Origin of the sequence: Neotamlana sargassicola, from assembly GCF_020523965.1 — a bacterium.
Lineage (GTDB): Bacteria > Bacteroidota > Bacteroidia > Flavobacteriales > Flavobacteriaceae > Neotamlana > Neotamlana sargassicola.
This window is the reverse complement of the sequence record NZ_JAJAPX010000001.1, coordinates 928980-949597: the sequence shown is the minus strand read 5'-3', so window position 1 is coordinate 949597 and position 20618 is coordinate 928980. Positions and strand designations below refer to the sequence as shown.

General features: G+C 33.5%; 18 protein-coding genes and 1 tRNA gene. 10 read left to right on the top strand and 9 right to left on the bottom strand.

The genetic code is table 11. The annotated features are described in order from the left end of the window. Positions 1 to 989: 989 nt before the first annotated feature. Positions 990 to 1877: an AraC family transcriptional regulator gene (locus LG651_RS04170; protein WP_226694888.1), complete on the top strand. Its 888-nt coding sequence runs from the start codon at positions 990 to 992 to the stop codon at positions 1875 to 1877. On the opposite strand, the gene LG651_RS04165 is transcribed toward LG651_RS04170, so the two are convergent. From LG651_RS04165 to rseP, 6 genes are all read right to left on the bottom strand, one after another. Beyond that, entirely contained in the window at positions 1874 to 2530 is a 657-nt protein-coding gene (locus LG651_RS04165; protein ID WP_226694887.1) for an HD domain-containing protein, read from the bottom strand. The two genes, LG651_RS04170 and LG651_RS04165, sit on opposite strands and share 4 nt — an antisense overlap. Positions 2531 to 2535: 5 nt before the next feature. Continuing rightward, entirely contained in the window at positions 2536 to 3528 is a 993-nt protein-coding gene (locus tag LG651_RS04160) for an acyl-ACP desaturase (protein ID WP_226694886.1), read from the bottom strand. Positions 3529 to 3540: 12 nt separating this feature from the next. Then, entirely contained in the window at positions 3541 to 4275 is a 735-nt protein-coding gene (locus tag LG651_RS04155; protein ID WP_226694885.1) for a lysophospholipid acyltransferase family protein, read from the bottom strand. A gap of 302 nt (positions 4276 to 4577) precedes the next feature. Next, positions 4578 to 4886 carry a GIY-YIG nuclease family protein gene (locus tag LG651_RS04150; protein WP_226694884.1) on the bottom strand — a complete coding sequence of 103 codons (309 nt, stop codon included), beginning with the start codon at positions 4884 to 4886 and terminating at the stop codon, positions 4578 to 4580. Positions 4887 to 4938: 52 nt separating this feature from the next. Continuing rightward, positions 4939 to 5012 (bottom strand) — tRNA-Asn (locus LG651_RS04145). Positions 5013 to 5111: 99 nt separating this feature from the next. Beyond that, a complete protein-coding gene (gene rseP / locus LG651_RS04140) occupies positions 5112 to 6455 on the bottom strand; it encodes an RIP metalloprotease RseP (RefSeq protein ID WP_226694883.1) in 1344 nt (447 codons plus the stop codon). A gap of 162 nt (positions 6456 to 6617) precedes the next feature. Between rseP and LG651_RS04135 the strand changes: the two genes are divergently transcribed. The 3 genes from LG651_RS04135 (at position 6618) to feoB (ending at position 9820) form a co-directional block, all read left to right on the top strand. After that, complete coding sequence (locus LG651_RS04135) at positions 6618 to 7292, top strand: SCO family protein (protein ID WP_226694882.1); 675 nt, start codon at positions 6618 to 6620, stop codon at positions 7290 to 7292. Positions 7293 to 7487: 195 nt separating this feature from the next. Further along, a complete protein-coding gene (locus LG651_RS04130; RefSeq protein ID WP_226541308.1) occupies positions 7488 to 7721 on the top strand; it encodes a FeoA family protein in 234 nt (77 codons plus the stop codon). Further along, complete coding sequence (gene feoB / locus LG651_RS04125) at positions 7718 to 9820, top strand: ferrous iron transport protein B (RefSeq protein ID WP_226694881.1); 2103 nt, start codon at positions 7718 to 7720, stop codon at positions 9818 to 9820. The genes LG651_RS04130 and feoB overlap by 4 nt, the downstream gene beginning before the upstream one ends. A 162-nt stretch (positions 9821 to 9982) precedes the next feature. Here feoB and pgl read toward each other — a convergent pair whose 3' ends face one another. Then, positions 9983 to 10693 (bottom strand): 6-phosphogluconolactonase, encoded by a 711-nt coding sequence (gene pgl / locus LG651_RS04115; protein ID WP_226694879.1) that lies wholly within the window; start codon positions 10691 to 10693, stop codon positions 9983 to 9985. After that, entirely contained in the window at positions 10674 to 12230 is a 1557-nt protein-coding gene (zwf, locus tag LG651_RS04110) for a glucose-6-phosphate dehydrogenase (protein ID WP_226694878.1), read from the bottom strand. Before zwf ends, pgl begins: the two co-directional genes overlap by 20 nt. A 170-nt stretch (positions 12231 to 12400) precedes the next feature. On the opposite strand from zwf, the gene gndA reads away from it, so the two are divergent. Continuing rightward, positions 12401 to 13816 (top strand): NADP-dependent phosphogluconate dehydrogenase, encoded by a 1416-nt coding sequence (gndA, locus tag LG651_RS04105; RefSeq protein ID WP_226694877.1) that lies wholly within the window; start codon positions 12401 to 12403, stop codon positions 13814 to 13816. 106 nt (positions 13817 to 13922) lie between these two features. Further along, complete coding sequence (locus LG651_RS04100; RefSeq protein ID WP_226694876.1) at positions 13923 to 14801, top strand: 3-keto-disaccharide hydrolase; 879 nt, start codon at positions 13923 to 13925, stop codon at positions 14799 to 14801. A gap of 81 nt (positions 14802 to 14882) precedes the next feature. On the opposite strand, the gene LG651_RS04095 is transcribed toward LG651_RS04100, so the two are convergent. Then, entirely contained in the window at positions 14883 to 15539 is a 657-nt protein-coding gene (locus LG651_RS04095; RefSeq protein WP_226695010.1) for a metal-dependent transcriptional regulator, read from the bottom strand. Positions 15540 to 15632: 93 nt separating this feature from the next. On the opposite strand from LG651_RS04095, the gene LG651_RS04090 reads away from it, so the two are divergent. The 4 genes from LG651_RS04090 to LG651_RS04075 all read left to right on the top strand — a co-directional run bounded on the left by LG651_RS04090 (position 15633) and on the right by LG651_RS04075 (position 20616). Continuing rightward, positions 15633 to 17993 (top strand): TonB-dependent receptor, encoded by a 2361-nt coding sequence (locus tag LG651_RS04090; RefSeq protein WP_226694875.1) that lies wholly within the window; start codon positions 15633 to 15635, stop codon positions 17991 to 17993. 61 nt (positions 17994 to 18054) lie between these two features. Beyond that, positions 18055 to 18561: a thioredoxin family protein gene (locus LG651_RS04085; RefSeq protein ID WP_226694874.1), complete on the top strand. Its 507-nt coding sequence runs from the start codon at positions 18055 to 18057 to the stop codon at positions 18559 to 18561. A gap of 100 nt (positions 18562 to 18661) precedes the next feature. Beyond that, positions 18662 to 19579, top strand: coding sequence for a metal ABC transporter solute-binding protein, Zn/Mn family (locus tag LG651_RS04080; RefSeq protein WP_226694873.1), 918 nt, complete (start codon positions 18662 to 18664; stop codon positions 19577 to 19579). A gap of 281 nt (positions 19580 to 19860) precedes the next feature. Beyond that, positions 19861 to 20616: a metal ABC transporter ATP-binding protein gene (locus LG651_RS04075; RefSeq protein ID WP_226694872.1), complete on the top strand. Its 756-nt coding sequence runs from the start codon at positions 19861 to 19863 to the stop codon at positions 20614 to 20616. The last annotated feature ends 2 nt before the right edge of the window (positions 20617 to 20618 follow it).

The window sequence follows — 20618 nt, the reverse complement described above, 5'->3', positions numbered from 1 at the left end:
TATTTTAAAATTATTTTAGAGCTTTTATTGCGAGTGCTTTGTAAACTTAAAGCATAAAAATAAACAAATTAGAAACTGATTAATAGGTTTTAAAATTCACTCAATTTTTTTAATTGTTAATATTTTATTACTTATTAATCAGTTTTTTTATGCCCGATTTTTAATAAAAATGACTTGACTCCATTAAAAAAGTTAATTTTTATAACAAAAAAAAAGTGAGCCACCACAGCTCACTTTACCAACTAAACTAAATAAGACATTAAACTAATTATTAATGAATGTTTTTACTCTGTAGAGTATATTTTTATCGATTTTTATTTAATAGATTTAAAAAAATCTACCACCAATTTTTTTAAATCTGAAAACATTAAATTAAATCGAAATCTTTTAATAATGTTTAACAATACAAAAGTACACTAAAAGGGACTCATAAAAATCAATAGAATTGATTGGTTTATATGCTATATTATCAATTTTTAAATACTTGGGGTAAAATAGCATAGTTTATAGTTAAAAAAGTAGAAAATGTTTTGTGTAATTCATTTTTTGTATTATTTTCACAAAATATTAACTAAACTAAATAAGACAATAAAAAAAGTGAGCCACCACAGCTCACTTTTACCAACTAAACTAAATAAGACATTAAACTAATTATTAATGAATATTTTTACTCTATTTTTAGAGTTTATATTGTCTACGATTACCTAAAAGTACCTTAATAAAGCAATAAAACTGTTTTTATTAAGGTATTTTTATTTAGTTAATCTTAAGAGGTTATTTCAAATAATATACACCTCAAAGATAGTTATGTATTTCAACGACCGAAACAAATATTTTATCTAATTTATATGCTATATTAACCATTAATAAAATGTTAAATGCTGATAATGTTAAAATAACACACAATTTTGGGAAATTTATATACAATGTGCGCATAATAAATACTAATTTTGTATAATAATAGCACTGTCCTTAAAATACTAATTATTATGATTAACAAAAAACCTACATTTAGAAAACTTACGCCTAGTTTTGGTAGTTCGATATTAGTTAAACAACATGTAGATACTGTTGATAAGAATACTGCATATTGGCATTTTCACCCAGAGTTAGAACTTATATATGTAAATAAAGGCCAAGGTAAAACCCACATAGGAAACCATTTATCTTACTTTAATAATAGTCAATTAATTTTAATGGGGTCTAATTTACCTCATAATGGATTTACAGATAGATTAACCGCAACAGGAACTGAAACCACCATACAGTTTAAAGCGGACTTTCTAGGTGAAGGCTTTTTGCAAGTTCCTGAAAGCGCCAATTTAGCAGGTTTATTCGATAGAGCAAAAAAAGGTATTCGTTTTAAAGTAGAAACCAAACAAGAGTTAGGTCCGAAAATTGAAGCACTGAATAATTATGAAGGATTAAAAAAAGTGATTAAATTTTTAGAGATTTTAGAATACTTGGCCACTACAGACGACTATGAATTATTAAACGCAGATGGATTTGCTTTTGAGGCCGAAGCCCAAGATAGCTCGAAAATTGATGTTGTTTTTAAATATGTAAATCAAAATTTCCAGAACCATATCTCTTTAGATGAAATAGCAGATAAAGTAAGCATGACTGTTCCTGCATTTTGTAGATACTTTAAAAAAGCAACCGGAAAAACATTTACTCAATTAGTTAACGAGTATCGTGTAGTTCATGCCACCAAACTGCTTAACGAAAGCCAAATGAGCATTGCAGATATTTGTTACGAATGTGGATTTAACAACTTTTCGCATTTTAATAAACAGTTTACCGAAATTACAGGAAAAACGGCATCAAACTACCGAAAAGAAATTAAGTTAATAATACAACAATCGGAGGCCGTTTAACATTTACCGTCCCATTCGTTGTAAAATTGATCTAAAAATTCAAGCATGTAGTTATGACGCTTGCTTGCTATTTTTTTACCCGTTGCCGTATTCATTTTATCTTTTAATAGCAATAATTTTTCGTAAAAATGATTTATTGTTGGCGCGGTAGAGTTTTTATATTCCGCCTTCGTCATATTTAAATTTGGTGCAATGCTTGGATCGAACATTGGCCTGTTTTTAAATCCGCCATAATTAAAACATCTAGCAATTCCAATCGCTCCAATAGCATCTAACCTATCAGCATCTTGAACAACCTTTAATTCCTTCGATGTAAATGTTGTTTCTCCAGAAAGTGAATTTTTAAATGATATATGTTTAATAATATTTACAACATGCTCGATAACTAAAGAATCTACATTTAAATTAAATAAAAATTCACGAGCCATTTTAGGACCAACAGATTCGTCGCCATCATAAAACTTACTATCGGCAATATCGTGTAATAACGCTCCTAGAGCAACAACAAAACCATCAACTGTTTCATTTTTTGCAATAAGTAATGCGTTATTATAAACTCTTAAAACATGAAACCAATCATGACCACCTTCGGCATTTAACAGTGTATCTTTTACAAAAGCTTTGGTTTTATTAATAATTTCTTCCTGCGACATTTAAACTATTTTACCCTAGCTGGTTCTACCCATTTAAATTGATACGAATTTTCAGGAATTTTTATACGTTCGGCCAAGCGATACATACGACCTGGAAGTTTCATAAGGTAATCTCTTGCTTTTTCGGCCTCATCGGTTAAGTTCGTTATTTTATCAATTTCCCATCTATTAATAAGCTTTTGTAAAATATCTACATAGTCGTTTGATGTGTATACACCAATGCGCTGTGCTGTATTTGAAAACTCTTCGAAAGCCGTACTAATTTTATCACCAGATTCTCTTAAAAAGTGAGCAGGCATGGTAATTTTTTGTTTCATCATGTAGTAAAACGCCATCATCATTTGGCTTGGGTCTACTTTAAAAATGCGTTCAACAAACTCTGAATACGCGTGATGATGACGCATTTCGTCTCCAGAAATAATTTGACACATTTTACCCAGTTGTTTATTACCCGCTTTTTTTGCAATTTTTGCTACACGGTTATGAGAAATGTAAGTAGCTAACTCTTGAAAACTAGTGTACACAAAGTTTTTATAAGGATCTCTGTCGGTTCCAATGTCAAAACCATCAGAAATTAAATATTGCGTTGTTTTTTCAATTTCTCTCATATTCACTCTCCCTGAAAGGTATAAATATTTATTAAGCACATCTCCATGTCGGTTTTCTTCTGCGGTCCAATGCTTTACCCATTTAGACCATCCGTTAGGTTTTCCTACTTGATCTACGCCTTCAACATCCATCAACCACGATTCGTAGGTTGGCAAAGCTTCTTCTGTAATCATATCGCCAACTAAAACCACCCAAAAATCGTAAGGTAATTCTTTTGATAACTCGCGTATTTCTTCAATTTCTTCAAAAAATGTATCACCTTCAGAGTTCGGTAAAAAATCTGTAGGTTGCCAAATTTTATCAATAGGAATTAAATATTTTTCTATTAGTTCTTCAACATCTTTTTCAAGAAATTGCATCACTTCTAAACGTACATTTTTTAATGACATTTTTATATTTTTTTAATGAATAGCCTCTTTTATGGTTGCTTCAATGCGATTAATTAGCGCCATTTTATCTTCAAAATCGGAAAGTTTTAATGGTTCGTGAACTTGAAACTTTAAGTGCGCTCCAATACCCATTGGGAATTTACCAAATTTAACCAATTTCCACGAGTTATTTATCGTTATTGGAACAATAATAGCCGAAGGTACTTTTTTAAATAGTATTTCCAAACCTTTCGTTTGAAACGCTCTTGGTTTACCATTTTTACTTCTAGTCCCTTCAGGAAAAATAGCGGCAGCACGTTTGGTTTCCTCAATATACTCCCCAAATTTCATAATTGCCGGTAAAGCTTGTCTCGGATTTTTCCTCTCAATTAAAACCGAACCACCATGTCGCAGGTTATAAGACACGCTTGGAATTCCTTTTCCTAAAGATTTTTTACTAATAAACTTTACATGATGCTTACGTAAATACCACATTATTGGAGAAATATCGTACATACTCTGGTGGTTCGCAACAATAATAAGTGGCTCATTTTCTGGAATTTTATGAGCCATGTTAAACGAAAACCGCGTACCTAAAGCATTTAAACTTCTCATTATAAAAAATTGAAGCCAATCAACGCTAATTTTGTGAGCCTTGTAACCAAAAACATTATTACAAAACCATTGAATTGGATGAAAAATTAGTAATGTTAGTCCAAACAGTATAAAATAAACTATAGTTAGTTGATAAGCTAGTATTTTTTGCATACGGCAAAAATAAAGAAAACTACATTTTATTTTAACCAAATTCAATCTATATTTTATGAATTATAATTGAAATAAAGCTTTTTAATAGGCGCTTAAAAGAAGATAAGACTGCTTATTATTAACAGTCGCCTTTTTCTCCTCTTTTTTATCCAAAAGCAATTAAGATTAGAAGTTTTATTTGAAACTCAAATAACAAAAACCCTGTAATATCAAGAAAAGTTTAACCCACAAAAAAAGCCTAACATTTCTGTTAGGCTTTTCGCTCCTCAGGCTGGTGCCGAATAATCGGCAGACCCCTTTGATTAATTCCGCATGTGCGGAACTCTAACCAACTGAGCCAATTTACCCGTTAAAATAAAATTGGAATCTATTAACTTTTCTAATAAAATTCGACTCTTTTGTTTTTTTATGAATTTCTCTAGTTTTATGGCTTCGGTTTTAAGTTCACCAACTTTAAAAACCGCCCTTAAACACCAAGGCCTATATTTTGAAGTAAACGTATTAAATGGCACCGTGTTATGTTTAATAAGGCGTTCCCATGGGTTTTGAGAATATCCAACATAATATTTATCGTATTGCTCAGAATATATTATATATATGTAGTACGTCATCTATCTTAATTTTATCCACAAAAAAAGCCTAACATTTCTGTTAGGCTTTTAGCTCCTCAGGCTGGGCTCGAACCAGCGACCCTCTGATTAACAGTCAGATGCTCTAACCAACTGAGCTACTGAGGAAGGTTGTGCTTTGTCTTAGCGAGCGCAAATATATATATTATTTTATATTCTGCAAAAACAAAAACAAAAAAATATTTATTTTTTTCTCTGCGGTTTTTATTAATTAAAAATAGCTTTATAAATATCGTTTCCGTTAGCAAATAGAACTAAAGCTATAAGTATAAAGAAACCAACCATTTGGGCGTATTCCATAAACTTATCACCAGGTTTTCTTCCCGAAATCATTTCATATAGTAAAAACATAACGTGTCCGCCATCTAGCGCTGGAATTGGTAATAAATTTAAAACACCGAGCATAATAGATAAAAATGCAGTAATTCCCCAAAACACTTGCCAGCTCCAAAATTCCGGAAATATATCGTAAATAGCTTTAAAACCTCCAACACCTTTATATGCACCAGTACTAGGTGTAAATATCGCCTTTAACTGCCCCCAATATGATACTAAACGTTCTTTAGTTTTTGTAAAACCAACCGGAATAGACTCGAAAAAGCCGTACTTTTTAGTTTCGAATTTGTAATAACCTAATTTTTCAAGATTGTCTTGTGTTACCCCAGATACTACAATACCAAATTTACCTTCTTTACTAACTTGCATCGGTAATGTGGTTTTATTACCATCTCGCAAAATCGTAGCTTGTACTTCTTGACCTTTAAACTTTGTTAAGGCATCTTGTACTTGGTCTGAATATTTAGTTTCATAATCATTTATACCAACAACTATATCACCCTTTTTAATACCGCTATTTACATTCTTAGATGTATCTGGCACTTGTACTACAGCAAAAGGCATTCTTAAACTTATTAAGTCTTTTTCCTTAGAATCGATTAATTGGGCTAAAAAATCTTGTGGCATTGCAACTTTTGATTGCACACCATTTCTTTCGATAGTAATTTCTTTTCCAAATAAAACTTTCTCAGAAATTTCAGAATAGTTTTCAACTTTTACATCATCTACAGCTACAATATTATCGCCTGTTTTTAAACCAGCTTCGTTAGCTACAGTGTTTTCAATTAGCAAACCATCTTTTATATTTTCTACCGGTAAAAATTTATCGCCGTAATAATAACTCATTCCAATATAAATAAGAATTGCTAATAAAAAGTTTACGGTTACACCACCAAGCATAATAATTAAACGTTGCCATGCAGGTTTAGATCGGAATTCCCAAGGTTGTGGTTCTTGAGCCATTTGCTCGGTATCCATACTTTCATCAATCATTCCAGAAATTTTTACATAGCCACCAAGTGGTAACCAACCAATACCGTAAACGGTATCTCCTATTTTCTTTTTAAATAATGAGAATTTCACATCGAAAAACAGATAGAATTTTTCAACTCTTGTTTTAAATGCTTTTGCAGGAATAAAATGCCCTAATTCGTGTAAAATAATTAGTAAGGAAAGGCTCAGTAAAAACTGAGATATTTTTATTACAAAATCCATAGTTTGTTTTCAGTCAATTTTTTATAATCGCACAAAAGTAAGCTTTTAAACCAACTTTAAAAAAAGTATTAATTACTCTAGTACCATTTAACATTAATTTATGCTCAGTATTAATTTTTAAGCTCTAATTTTCAATGTATTTTTGTGTGAAATTTAAATGTTATGTTGTCGTTTTTTAAAGTTTACAAGAAGTTTGCCATAGTTTTTGCCATTATTTCGGTTATTATTCTAGTTTTAATTTATAACACACTTAATGTTTACCAACCGCTAAACATTTACCAACCTGCTATGGTTGATGAACAATTGGTAGATAGCACCATACAACACCAACGTAAATATCATAAAATAGCCAATTTTAGTCTTGTAAACCAAAATGGTAAAACCATTACACAAGATGATTATAAAGATAAAATTTATGTAGCCGATTTCTTTTTTACCACTTGCCAAACCATTTGCCCTATTATGACAAAAAACATGGCCGATATACAAAAAGAAATTAAAGATGACGATGAAGTTATGCTACTATCGCACAGCGTAACTCCAGAAATTGACACTGTTGCTCAGCTTAAGCGTTATGCTAAAGAAAAAGGTGTTATTGATAGTAAATGGAATTTAGTTACTGGCGATAAAAAACAAATTTATGAGCTTGCTAGAAAAAGTTATTTAGCGGTAAAAGACTTTGGAGATGGTGGCCCTTTTGATATGATACACACCGAAAACTTTATGCTTATTGATAAAAAACGACAAATTCGTGGGTTTTACGATGGCACGAATAAAGATGAAATTGAGCGTTTACTTAACGATATCGATATTTTAAAGGAAGAATACAAACAGTAGTTAGCCTGCCGCATTAGGGATTGCAGTGGATAGCTTTTGGCGAGGCGCGCATCGAGCCAAAACTAGTAACGAAAAGCCCGACCCTTTAGGGGAATGCCCTAAAACACTGTGATATTTAGAAAACTTTAAACCTGAAACTTTGAACCTGAAACTTTTTACATTATTTTTGCTTCTTTAAAATCAATCTAAATAAGTTTGCAAGATACTTTAGCTCATTTAAAAAAAGGTGAAACGGCTGTAATTACAGATGTGTCGTCTCGCGAAATCCCTTTAAAACTCTTAGAAATGGGGTGTTTACCCGGTAATACTGTAGAGTTATTACAGGTGGCACCACTGGCCGATCCTATTTATTTAAACATAAATGGCTCACATTTGGCTATTAGAAAAGAAACGGCTGCACTTATTTTAATTGAAAAAACTGCTAAATGAGTAAACAAATAAACGTTGCTTTAATTGGTAACCCTAACACGGGTAAAACTTCGGTTTTTAACGCCTTAACGGGTTTAAACCAAAAGGTTGGTAATTATCCGGGTATTACGGTTGATAAAAAAGAAGGTATTTGCAAACTGCCTCGCGGACTTAAAGCGCATATTTTAGATTTACCAGGAACTTATAGTTTAAACGCTTCGTCGCTTGATGAAAGTGTGGTTATTGAGCTACTTTTAAATAAAAACGACAAAGATTTTCCTGATGTTGCCGTAGTGGTTACCGATGTTGAAAACCTAAAACGTAACTTATTACTTTATACGCAAATTAAAGATTTAGAAATACCTACACTTTTGGTAATTAATATGGCCGATAGAATGGTAAAAAAAGGTATTTCTTTAAATATTGAACACCTAGAGGCACAATTACACACCAAAATTGCTGTTGTTAGTACACGTAAAAATGAAGGTATTAACGAGTTAAAAGAACTTATTACAAATTATGGCGTACTTAATACAACACCTTGTTTAAATATTAGTACTATTGATGATGCTTACTTTAGCAACTTAAAAAAAGCCTTTCCAAACCAATTACTTTACAAACTTTGGTTAGTAATTACACAAGATGTAAATTTTGGAAAAATACAGCGTAAAGATTTTAATGATATTAACGATTTTAAAACCAAAAGTACTGCCGATTTAAAACGACTACAACAAAAAGAAACTATAAAACGCTACCAGTTTATAAATGCTGTGTTAAAAGAAGGGCTAACAATAGATTTATCTGAAGCTACCGATTTACGCATTAAACTAGATAGAATTTTAACGCATAAAGTCTGGGGTTACCTCATCTTTTTTATAATTTTATTTTTAATGTTTCAAGCCGTTTACGATTGGGCTGGACCACCAACCGATTTTATAGACGAAAGCTTTGCAGCCCTTGCAGACTGGGTTAAAAACACCTTGCCACCAGGCGTATTTACCAACTTATTAGCCGAAGGTATTATTGCTGGTATTGGTGGTGTCATGGTTTTTATTCCGCCAATTGCATTCTTATTTTTATTTATTGCCCTGCTGGAAGAAAGTGGTTATATGAGCCGCGTGGTATTTTTAATGGACAATATTATGAAGCGTTTTGGCCTAAGCGGAAAAAGCGTTGTGCCATTAATTTCTGGAAACGCCTGTGCTGTTCCTGCTGTTATGGCCGCTAGAAATATTGAAAACTGGAAAGAACGCCTTATTACCATTTTAGTTACACCGTTTACTACCTGTTCGGCAAGGTTGCCTGTTTACGTTATAATTATTGCACTAGTAATTCCTGAAGGCACATTTTTAGGAATGAGCTACAAAGCTTTAACCTTAATGGGGCTTTATATTATTGGTTTTTTAACAGCAATAATTTCGGCTTATGCTTTAAATAAAGTTTTAAAAATTAAGAGTAAAAGTTACTTTGTAATGGAAATGCCAAGTTATAAAATTCCGTTATTTAAAAATGTAGCTTTAAGTGTTTACGAAAAAACACGAACGTTTATTTTAGAAGCTGGTAAAATAATTTTAGCTATTTCCATTGTGCTTTGGGTACTTGCATCGTACGGCCCTGGTGATAATTTTAATAATGCTGAAACGATTGTAAAAACTGAAAATCCGACACTTTCTGAAACCGAATTAGACGATAAAATTGCAGCACACAAGCTGGAATACAGTTATATTGGTATAGTTGGAAGAGCCATTGAGCCTGCCATTCGCCCGTTAGGTTACGATTGGAAAATAGGCATCGGGCTTGTAACATCGTTTGCAGCTCGCGAGGTTTTTGTGGGTACTTTAGCAACTATTTATAGTGTTGGTAGTGCCAACGATAATGAAGATGAAGACACCATAAAAAACAAAATGGCTGCCGAAACGTATAGCAACGGCACCAAAGTTTTTACTCTAGCAAGTGGTATTTCGCTATTGTTGTTTTACGCCTTTGCTATGCAATGTATGAGTACGCTAGCCATTGTAAAACGCGAAACAAACAGTTGGAAATGGCCCATGCTTCAACTGGTTTTTATGAGTGGTTTAGCTTATGTAACCGCCCTAATTGCTTTTCAGTTTTTGAAATAATTTGAAAATAAAACGACCAATACCACATGAATAACTTGATACAAAACATACTCGTTATATCTACGTTAGTAGTTGCAGTGGTGTTTTTATTGAAGAAATTTGTTTTTAAAAGCAAAAAATCTTCAAAAAAGTCGTGTGGTAATGGTGATTGTGGTTGCTAAATTATTTTATTTTTTCGGCTGCATCTTCATCTAAAAACCAATATAAATTACCACTTGTTGGCTTTACTAAAGTTGCAGGATAGTTTTTAGAAACTTCGGCAGTATTAATAATTTCGTCCACTTTTTCTGCTTTACTCGCTCCGGTTACTAAAAAGGCTACTTGCTTCGCATTATTAATAATTTTACCGGTAATAGACACACGTTTTTGTGCCGATTCTGGATGTGTCGCCACAACGCAACTTTCGGCAGCATCCCAAAGGTTTATTTCGTGAGGAAAAATAGAAGCAGTATGCCCATCATCACCCATTCCAAGAATAACTAAATCGAATTGCGGAACATCATGTTCTATTTCTAAAGTTTCATTTAAAACCATAGCGTAGCGTTTGGCTTCTTCATTTGGGCACTCTTCACCTAAAACTCTAAAAATATTTTCTTTAGGTATATCAATCTTAGATATTAAATGCTCTACCGTCATTAAGTAATTACTTTGCTCGTTTGTTGGTGGTACGCAACGCTCGTCGCCCCAATACAAAAACACTTTGCTCCAATCTAAATCGTTAAAGTTTTCGGCGATATAATCAAAAATCACTTTTGGTGTACTTCCACCAGATAAGGCAATGGTTAATTTATCGTTAGTTCTAATTAATTCTTTTAAATATATCGCGAAGTATTTGGCAACTTCGGCTTTGTCTTTATAAATTTTCAGTTCCATTATTGTTTATATTTAATACGCAATACGAAGGCTCATCGGCTAAGTTTTCACAAGGGTTTCTCCAAAAACCACGTCCTTCAATTAAATCATCGGCATGCAACGGCCCCCAAACACCAGCCGAATAACCATGTACAATGGCCGATTTGCTTTCGTTCCAATATTTTAAAATAGGGTCTACAAAAGCCCAAGCTGCTTCAACCTCATCGGCACGTGCATAAAGCGTAGCATCGCCTTGCATAGCATCGAGCAACAAGCGTTCGTAAGCTTCCATAATATTATCGCCTTCATCTAAATCGGAATAATAAAAATCCATATTAGCACGCTCAACATTAAAGCCTTGTCCTGGAACTTTTACACCAAACTTCATTAAAATACCTTCGTCTGGTTGAATACGGATAATAAGTTTATTATCGGTATCAAAATCTTGATCTTTAAAAATATGATGATGCGACGGTTTAAAATGTATTACAATTTCAGTAACTTTTGTTGGCATTCGCTTAGCAGTACGCACATAAAAAGGCACATCTTTCCAACGCCAATTATCTATATAAAATTTAATAGCTGCAAAGGTTTCTGTGGTCGATTCTGGATCTACACCTTCTTCTTCACGGTAACCTTTTACGGTCTCGCCATTTATTATGGCACTTGTGTATTGACCGCGAATCGTATGATCAAAAAGAGTTTGCTCATCATCCATAATTCGCAGTGCTTTTAACGCTTTTACCTTTTCGTTTCTAATTTCTTCAGGATCGTCGCTAATGGGTGGTTCCATAGCAACTATAGATACAATTTGCATTAAGTGATTTTGAAACATATCTCGCAATGCACCAGATTTGTCGTAATACCCTCCGCGGTTACCAACCCCAACACTTTCGGCATTTGTAATTTCTACGTGACGAATGTAATTTCGATTCCAAAGCGGCTCAAAAATGGTATTAGAAAAACGGGTTACCAATAAGTTTTGTACCGTTTCTTTACCTAAATAGTGGTCTATTCGGTAAATTTGCGATTCTTTAAAATACTTTTGTAAGCCAATGTTTAATTGTTTTGCTGTTTCTAAGCTATAACCAAAGGGTTTTTCAACAATTAAACGTTTCCATCCAACACCTTCAACACTTAAATCTACAGCTGCTAAATTTTTAGCAACGGTTTCGTAAATACTTGGTGGCAATGAAAAATAGAATACAAAATTGTGATTTATTTTAAACTTGGTATTAAGCTCGTGTATTCTCTCTTTTAGCGGTGTAAAATCAGTATCGTAGCCATCACCTAAATCTTTATAAAAAAGTTTTTTTGCAAATTCCGCTTTTGTTTCGTCGCTATTTTCTGCTTCATCATTTAAAAATTCACTATTAAAAACCACTCGATTTCTAAAATCGTCGTCTGTTAAATCACTTCTACTAGTTCCTAAAACCACGAAATTTTCCGGTAAAAAGTTACCTTTATGTAAATCGTAAAGCGCAGGTATTAATTTTCGTTTTGTTAAATCGCCCGATGCACCAAAAATGATAAGCATCTGCTCGTCCATAGACTTCATATTGTTTTGTTAATTTATTGAAAAGTAAGCTTTTTTAAAACCTATTTCATTAATAACTAAATAATTTATTTTACTTTTGAAACACTGTGTTTTTCGGCATTCAATATACGCTTTATTTTCTAGGTGTTTAAAGGATTTTAGTCGATTTCACTTAAATTTAACTACAAATTATGAGCGATAAAAAATACGATTTCGGATTAGTTGGTCTTGGTGTAATGGGCCGCAATTTTATATTAAATGTAGCAGACAACAACTTTTCGGCATTTGGCCACGATTTAGATCAAGAAAAGGTAGATGCTTTAATTGAAGAAGGCGGAAATACAGAAAAAGTAAATGCCTCGTCCGATTTAAAAACATTTATTGGCTCCCTTAGCACACCACGAAAAATTATGCTTTTAGTGCCTGCTGGAAAAGTGGTTGATATTGTAATAGATAGCTTAATTCCGCATTTAGATAAAGGTGATATTATTGTTGATGGCGGAAACTCGTTTTACACAGATACCGATCGTAGAGATGCCTATTTAGAAGAAAAAGGCATTCACTTTTTTGGAGCTGGTGTTTCTGGTGGCGCAAAAGGCGCCAGAAAAGGACCAAGTATTATGCCTGGTGGCGATGCCGAGGCTTATAAAGTAGTGCAACCCATTTTTGAAGCGGTTTCTGCAAAATACAAAGGCGAACCTTGTGTGGCTTACATGGGTAAAAAATCGGCCGGAAACTATGTGAAAATGGTACACAATGGTATTGAGTATGGCTTAATGCAACTTACTAGCGAAATTTACGATTTACTTAAAAAAGCAGGTGGTTTAACTAACAGCGAGCTTCATAAAACATATTCTGAATGGAATTCGGGAAGATTACAATCGTTTTTAGTTGAAATTACTGCCGATATTTTTACTGAAAAAGATGATAAAGGTGATGGCGATTTAGTTGATAAAATTCTAGACAAAGCCAAACAAAAAGGAACTGGAAAATGGACATCGCAAAACGCCATGGATTTAGGAATTCCTGTACCAAGTATAGATATTGCGGTGAGCATGCGTGAAATTTCGGCATTAAAAGACGAACGTATTTTAGCTGATGAATTATACGGCAGACCAACACCCGAACCTATTGATAAAGCTGAATTAACTAAGCTAGCCGAAGAAGCCTTGTATTTTGCATTTATTATAACCTACGCACAAGGTTTACACCAATTAACAGATGCATCGAAAGAATATGGTTATGGCTGCGATTTAGCTGTTATTGCCAAAATTTGGAGAGCCGGTTGTATTATTAGAGCTGCTTTATTGGCCGATATTACTGAAGCTTACAACGATAATCCAGAACTTAAAAATTTACTTTTAGCACCAAAATTTGTTGAAAAAGTACAGTCTACTGTAGCTTCGGCAAGAACCTTGGTAAGTTATGCTGCTAAAAGCGGAATTCCTGTACCAGGTTTATCAAATTCGTTAACGTATTTTGATGCTTACACCTCTAGTCGTTTACCATTAAATTTAATACAAGCGCAACGCGATTATTTTGGTTCGCATACCTACGAAAGATTAGACATAGAAGGCATTTTCCATACCGAATGGGAAAAGGAATAAAATATTACGTTTTAAAACATAAAACCAACCTGCAATTTTATTTTACAAATTTGCAGGTTTTTTGTTTTACATAATTCATATATTTGGTGTAAACCAAACTAAACATATGAAAACCAAACAATTATTTTTGCTGTTTGCCTGCATTGGTATGGCAGCTTTTTCTCAAAAAAAAGGACAATCTATTGCTTTATTAGATAAAGATTTAAGCCATTTTGATATCTGGCTAAGCATTCCACATTCCTCGGTTACAAATTTACCAGAAGGCACCTATCAATCGAATAAAATGAATTCGGGCGAACCTATAGGTTTAAACAACAACTTAAAAAATGTGTTTTCTATTATTGAAGAACATGGTGAACCTGTTTTAAAAATTACGGGCGAAATATTTGGTTGTATATCATCAAAAGCATCTTACTCAAATTATCATTTAAGTGTATTATTTAAATGGGGCGACAAAAAGTGGGAACCACGATTAGACAAAAAACGCGATAGCGGTATTTTATACCATTGCTACGGGCCGCATGGGCGTTTTTGGAATACCTGGAAAACCTGTTTAGAATACCAAGTGCAAGAAAGTGATTTAGGTGATTTTATTCCCTTAGGCGGAAACTCAGCAAAACCAAAAGTAGGTTCGCCAATTACCGATATTAGAGGCGATTTTAAAGAAGAAAAACGATTCGACCCAAATTCTGAAGTTTACTCGGTAGGCAAAGGCTACATTCATGCGGCTTCAGAGCACGATAAACCACATGGCGAATGGAACCTTTTAGAAATTTATGTTATTGGCAACAATGCGGTACATTTAGTAAACGGCGAAATTGTAATGGTGGTAGAAAATGCTAGAAAACACGACGGCACTATTTTAAACGAAGGCGAAATACAAATACAGTCTGAAGCTGCCGAATGCTATTACAAACAACTCACGTTAACACCAATAAAAAAGTTTCCAAAATTTATAACTAAAAACGTACGCTTTAAAAGCTAACGCTAACTAATACCTTTAAATTAAAAAATCTCTTAACAAATTAATTGCTAAGAGATTTTTTTTTACTTTTTAAAAGAGGCATTACTGCACTTTTACATACAAGTTTTTTGCAATTACATTCGAAACCACCAATTCTTTTTCGTTTATTTTAATAGTAACAGAATTATCAAAAGGTTCTATTTGCAAAACTTTTAAAGTAGCACCCAAGGCTATATTATTTTTATCTAAATACTGAAGAAACTCAACAGAAGAATCTTGAACACCAACACAAATACAACTGCTATTCTCTAAAGCTTCAGATAACAGTATTTTATCCATCTTTTTAATTTGACCGGAAGCATCAGGAATTGGTTCGCCATGCGGATCGTGTGTTGGGTAACCCAAAAACTTATCGAGCTGATTAATTAATTTTTTAGATTTAATGTGCTCTAAATGTTCTGCTACCTCATGTACTTCATCCCAATTAAAATTTAATTTTTCTACCAAAAACACTTCCCACAACCTGTGTTTTCTAATCATATTAACCGCAATAAACCTACCATCATCGGTTAAGGTAACACCCTGATACTTTTTATAATCCACAAAATTCTTTTCAGATAATTTTTTAATCATATCGGTAACAGAAGATGCTTTGGTATTCATAGCCTCTGCAATGGCATTTGTGTTTACAGTTTCTGTACCATTAAAGCCTAAATGATATATCGCTTTAATGTAATTCTCTTCAGCTAAAGTCAAAATCTAATTTTTCACAAAGATAAATTTTTTTAATCAAAAACATATTTTTAGATTTGTCTAAATTTTAAATTAGATACATAAAACAAAATATTTATTATGAATAAAATTAGTTTGATGCTTGTGGCTATTTTTATAAGCTTAACAATGCATGCCCAAGAATCAAAATCAATAGTATTTGGCAAAATCGAATCTAAAAATGGCCCAGTGCCTTATGCCAGTGTTTATGTAGAAAACGGTGAGAACGGGGTTAACACAGATATAGATGGCAATTACACGCTAGAGCTAACTAGTGGTAAAAACGTATTGGTTGTAAAATCGCAAGGTTACCGTACTTTAAAAAAAGAAATTAATCTTAATAATGATGAAAAAATAAAACTTGATTTCACACTTATTGAGGATATTTTGGATTTAGAACAAGTTGTTGTTAGCGCCACAAGAAACCGTGTAGAACGCAAAACTGCTCCTGTTGTAGTGTCTTCAATTAAACCTCGTTTACTTAATGCAACGCAATCGGTTTCCTTAGCAGATGGCTTAAAATTTTCACCAGGTGTTAGGGTGGAAACAAATTGCCAAAACTGCGGGTTTACCCAAGTACGATTAAACGGTTTAGATGGCGGATACACTCAAATTTTACTAAACAGTCGTCCCGTTTTTACATCGCTTATGGGCGTTTATGGTTTAGAGCAAATACCAACCAACATAATAGATAGAATTGAAGTTGTTCGTAGTGGCGGTTCTGCACTTTACGGCTCTAACGCTATTGCAGGAACTGTAAATGTTATTACAAAAGACCCTGTTTTAAACATCTGGGAAATTGGTAGTAGTTTAGGAATTATAGACGGCGATGCTTTAGATAGAAATGTAACGTTCAACACATCAACGGTTGCTGATAACTTAAATAGTGGCATTACAATATACGGAACTTACAGAAACAGAGACGAATACGATGCTAATAACGACGGATTTACAGAAATAACCAAACTACGCAATACCACCGTTGGTGCCAAAGCGTTTGTAAGGCCTAACGATCAAAGCAGAATTTCAATAAACTTAAACGCCATTCGCGAATACCGCCGCGGAGGTAATCGCCTAGATCTAGCACCACAGTTTACAGATATAACCGAAGAGTTAGATCACGACACCTTTATTGCCGGGGCAGATTACGAAATAAACAGTAAAGATAACACCAACAAATTTCAACTTTACACATCGGTATCATACACAAACCGTGGTAGTTATTACGGTGGTCTTGGTGGCGGAAGAACAGCAGAAGACAGCATATTAGCCAATAACGCCTTTGGCACAACTAAAGATTTAGCGTGGGTTAACGGTGCACAATACACAAAATACCTAAAAAATAACGATGTTTTTACGGCCGGTGCCGAATATAACATTACAAATACTGAAGATATAATTCCTGGTTATAACAGATTGATAGACCAAAGCGTAAATGCCCTTGGTGCCTATGCACAATACCAATGGAAACCAACCAAAAAATTTACAGCTTTAATAGGAACAAGGCTAGACAATGTAAATATTAATGGCAATTATACTATTCGCGATGTATCTCGCGAAATAGATTTAAACCAAACAGCAATATCGCCACGATTAACTTTATCGTATTTAATAACAGAAGCAATTAGACTGCGAGGTGGTTATGCGCGCGGATTTAGAGCGCCCCAAGCTTTTAACGAAGATTTGCACATTGCTAGCGTTGGCGGCGAACCACAATTTGTAATTTTATCGAACGATTTAAATACCGAATACTCCAACGCCTTTACAAGTTCTATTAATTACTCAAAATCTATTAATTTATTACAATTAGATTTTCTGTTAGAAGGGTTTTACACCAATATTCAAGACCCTTTTACCCTAGTGAGTACTGGCGCAACTCTAGAAAACGGTTCTATTTTAGAGGAAGTACGAAACGGCGAAAGCGCAAACGTTTATGGGGCTAATTTCGAATTTGGAGTTTCTCCAAATACAGAATGGCGTTTTCAACTAGGTGGCACTTTGCAACGTAGTAAATATAGTAACCCACAAACACTTTTTGAAACAGATGGCACTCCAGGAGAAACCGATATTATTATTGAAGAATTTGTTCGTGTACCAAATGTTTACGGTTATTTAAATACTTCATGGTTGCCTAGTAAAAAATTTAACGTAGACCTTACAAGTACTTACACTGGTAAAATGACTGTACCATTGGTAATTAGCGACACTGGCTTTTTAGCTTTAAATGAAGTTAATCCGTTTTTCGATCTTAATTTAAAATTAGAAAGTCACTTCGATTTTAGCGAAGATTTTATGGTTACCATTTCTGGAGGCGTTAAAAACATTTTTAACAGCTATCAAAACGATTTTGATACGGGGGCAGGTCGTGACTCCGATTATGTTTACGGCCCCAACCAACCAAGAACACTATTTTTGGGGCTAAAGTTTGGTAAGTTTCATTAATAACAAACTATCTTAAAGGCTGTATTCCTTTTTAGTGTTATTTGAAAGCCAAACACTAGTAATGCAGTCTTTATTTTTTAATATGAAATTAAAATTAGTTATACTTTCTACGCTTTTAGGGCTGTATATTCAACAAACCATAATAGCCCAAAACACAAATGCCATAAATTGGTTATCATTTAGTCAATTAGAAGATTCTCTGGCCATAAAACCTAAAAAAGTATTTATTAACTTCTATGCAGATTGGTGTGTTTATTGCAAAAAAAAGGATAAGGTTGCCTTTAAAGATAAGAGCGTAATTTCAAAATTAAATAAAGACTATTATGCTGTAAAAATGAATGCCGAAACTACCGATACTATAACCTTTGGTAACGAGACTTTTATTAATAAGGAAATAGGGAAAAAACGAAATCCAACACATCAAATTCCTTTACTACTAGCTTCTCGTAAAAACATTCCTTTTTCACTTCCAGCGACTGTAATTTTAAATGAACAATTTATAATATCTGAACGCTTTTTTGAATATTTAGACAGTGAAAAACTACTAGACCTTTTATCTAGAAAATAGTCTAAATCATTATACAACTTCGGTTTAAAAGCATTTCAAACTACATAAATCGCACAGCATAAATCAAATTTTAGTACATTCGTAATAAATTTTTAGACACATGAAAAAATACAGCATTATTTTCATTTTAAGTTTACTTCTTTTAAGCTGTAAAAACGAAAAAAAAGCATCAGGAAAACTGCAAATAGTAACCACAACAACCATGATAACCGATTTGGTTAAAAACATTGGTGGCGATGTTGTATATGTAAAAGGTTTAATGGGAAGCGGTGTCGATCCGCACCTTTATAAAGCCAGCGAAGGTGATGTTACTAAGTTAGCCAATGCCGATATAATTTTTTATAACGGTTTACATTTAGAAGGTAAGTTGGTTGAAGTTTTCGAAAAAATGAAAAACAAAAAAACCATTGCTATTGCCGATGCTTTAGATAAAAACACCTTAATTGGCTCTGAGTATTTTGCATCAAATTATGATCCGCACATTTGGTTTAACATAGATTATTGGTTACAAGCCGGAGCTTTTGTATCGAAAACCCTTGAAGCAGAATTACCTGAACAAGCAGAAACTTTCAGAAAAAATTGGGAAAATTACAAAGCGCAATTAATAACTTTAAAAGCTGAAATAACTAAAACCATTGAAGCTTTACCAAAAGAACAACGCATTTTAGTAACAGCCCACGATGCATTTAATTATTTTGGAAAATCTTTTAATTTTGAAGTTGTTGGTTTGCAGGGTATTTCAACAGCAACAGAAGCAGGCGTGCAAGATGTACAAAAATTAGCCGCATTTATTATAGAACATAAAGTACGAGCCATTTTTGTAGAAAGCTCGGTACCAAAACGTACCATTGAAGCTTTGCAAGCCGCAGTAAAATCGAAAAATCACGAGGTCGCTATTGGCGGAACTTTATATTCCGATGCATTAGGAACAGCAGGAACAGCAGAAGGCACTTATATAGGCATGTTTCAATACAATGTAAAAACTATTGTTGAAGCATTGAAAGCCTCGAACAAGTAGAGTAATCTAGAACTGTTCTTTGTGTTTAAACTAAAAAAAAGCAAAAAGTAAAGTCCCAAATCAATTCTTTTGAATTGAAAGTCAAGGCGCAGAATAGATGAAGAAAAGCTCCGAAATCAGGAGAACGGAGTTCGACGCGGAGTTTTCAAATCGGTTTTTATTTCGATTTTTTTATCGAAATAAAAAATTCCTCGACTTGAATGTCCTTTTTTGATTCGTTTTTTGGACAAGCAAAAAATGAATGAAACAAAATAAACAAACAGTCAACAGAACAATAGGTTATGATTGATATTAAAAATAAAACAACACCAATCGCTGTAAAAGTAGACGACCTTACCGTAGCCTACAATTACAAACCGGTACTTTGGGATATCGATTTAGAAATTCCCGAAGGCGTTCTTATGGCTATTGTTGGGCCTAATGGTGCAGGAAAATCAACTCTAATAAAATCTATTTTAGGTATTTTAAAACCTATTGCTGGAAGTGTGTCCATTTACGGAAAGCCATACGATAAGCAACGAAAACTGGTAGCCTACGTGCCACAAAAAGGTAGTGTAGATTGGGATTTTCCTACCACAGCACTCGATGTTGTTATGATGGGAACTTACGGCAATTTGGGTTGGATAAAACGCCCAGGGCAAAAACAAAAAAAAGAAGCGCTTGAAGCTTTAGAAAAAGTAGGCATGCTTCCTTTTAAAAACCGACAAATAAGTCAGTTATCTGGCGGCCAGCAACAACGTATATTTTTAGCCAGAGCCTTGGTGCAAAATGCCTCAATTTATTTTATGGATGAGCCATTTCAAGGTGTAGATGCCACCACCGAAATTGCCATTATAAACATTTTAAAAGCCTTACGAAAAGCTGGAAAAACAGTAATTGTAGTACATCACGATTTGCAAACTGTTCCAGAATATTTCGATTGGGTTACCTTTTTAAACGTAAAAAAAATAGCCACAGGCCCAGTAAAAGATATATTTAACGACGATTATTTAACAAAAACCTATGGCATAAATTACAAAGTAAGTATTCATAAGTAACA

What these genes read in the sequence shown, in the direction of transcription:
- LG651_RS04170 (WP_226694888.1), top strand. Translation starts at nt 990, where the DNA reads ATGATTAACAAAAAACCTACATTTAGAAAACTTACGCCTAGTTTTGGT.
- LG651_RS04165 (WP_226694887.1), bottom strand. Translation starts at nt 2,530, where the DNA reads ATGTCGCAGGAAGAAATTATTAATAAAACCAAAGCTTTTGTAAAAGAT.
- LG651_RS04160 (WP_226694886.1), bottom strand. Translation starts at nt 3,528, where the DNA reads ATGTCATTAAAAAATGTACGTTTAGAAGTGATGCAATTTCTTGAAAAA.
- LG651_RS04155 (WP_226694885.1), bottom strand. Translation starts at nt 4,275, where the DNA reads ATGCAAAAAATACTAGCTTATCAACTAACTATAGTTTATTTTATACTG.
- LG651_RS04150 (WP_226694884.1), bottom strand. Translation starts at nt 4,886, where the DNA reads ATGACGTACTACATATATATAATATATTCTGAGCAATACGATAAATAT.
- rseP (WP_226694883.1), bottom strand. Translation starts at nt 6,455, where the DNA reads ATGGATTTTGTAATAAAAATATCTCAGTTTTTACTGAGCCTTTCCTTA.
- LG651_RS04135 (WP_226694882.1), top strand. Translation starts at nt 6,618, where the DNA reads ATGTTGTCGTTTTTTAAAGTTTACAAGAAGTTTGCCATAGTTTTTGCC.
- feoB (WP_226694881.1), top strand. Translation starts at nt 7,718, where the DNA reads ATGAGTAAACAAATAAACGTTGCTTTAATTGGTAACCCTAACACGGGT.
- pgl (WP_226694879.1), bottom strand. Translation starts at nt 10,693, where the DNA reads ATGGAACTGAAAATTTATAAAGACAAAGCCGAAGTTGCCAAATACTTC.
- zwf (WP_226694878.1), bottom strand. Translation starts at nt 12,230, where the DNA reads ATGAAGTCTATGGACGAGCAGATGCTTATCATTTTTGGTGCATCGGGC.
- gndA (WP_226694877.1), top strand. Translation starts at nt 12,401, where the DNA reads ATGAGCGATAAAAAATACGATTTCGGATTAGTTGGTCTTGGTGTAATG.
- LG651_RS04100 (WP_226694876.1), top strand. Translation starts at nt 13,923, where the DNA reads ATGAAAACCAAACAATTATTTTTGCTGTTTGCCTGCATTGGTATGGCA.
- LG651_RS04090 (WP_226694875.1), top strand. Translation starts at nt 15,633, where the DNA reads ATGAATAAAATTAGTTTGATGCTTGTGGCTATTTTTATAAGCTTAACA.
- LG651_RS04085 (WP_226694874.1), top strand. Translation starts at nt 18,055, where the DNA reads ATGCAGTCTTTATTTTTTAATATGAAATTAAAATTAGTTATACTTTCT.
- LG651_RS04080 (WP_226694873.1), top strand. Translation starts at nt 18,662, where the DNA reads ATGAAAAAATACAGCATTATTTTCATTTTAAGTTTACTTCTTTTAAGC.
- LG651_RS04075 (WP_226694872.1), top strand. Translation starts at nt 19,861, where the DNA reads ATGATTGATATTAAAAATAAAACAACACCAATCGCTGTAAAAGTAGAC.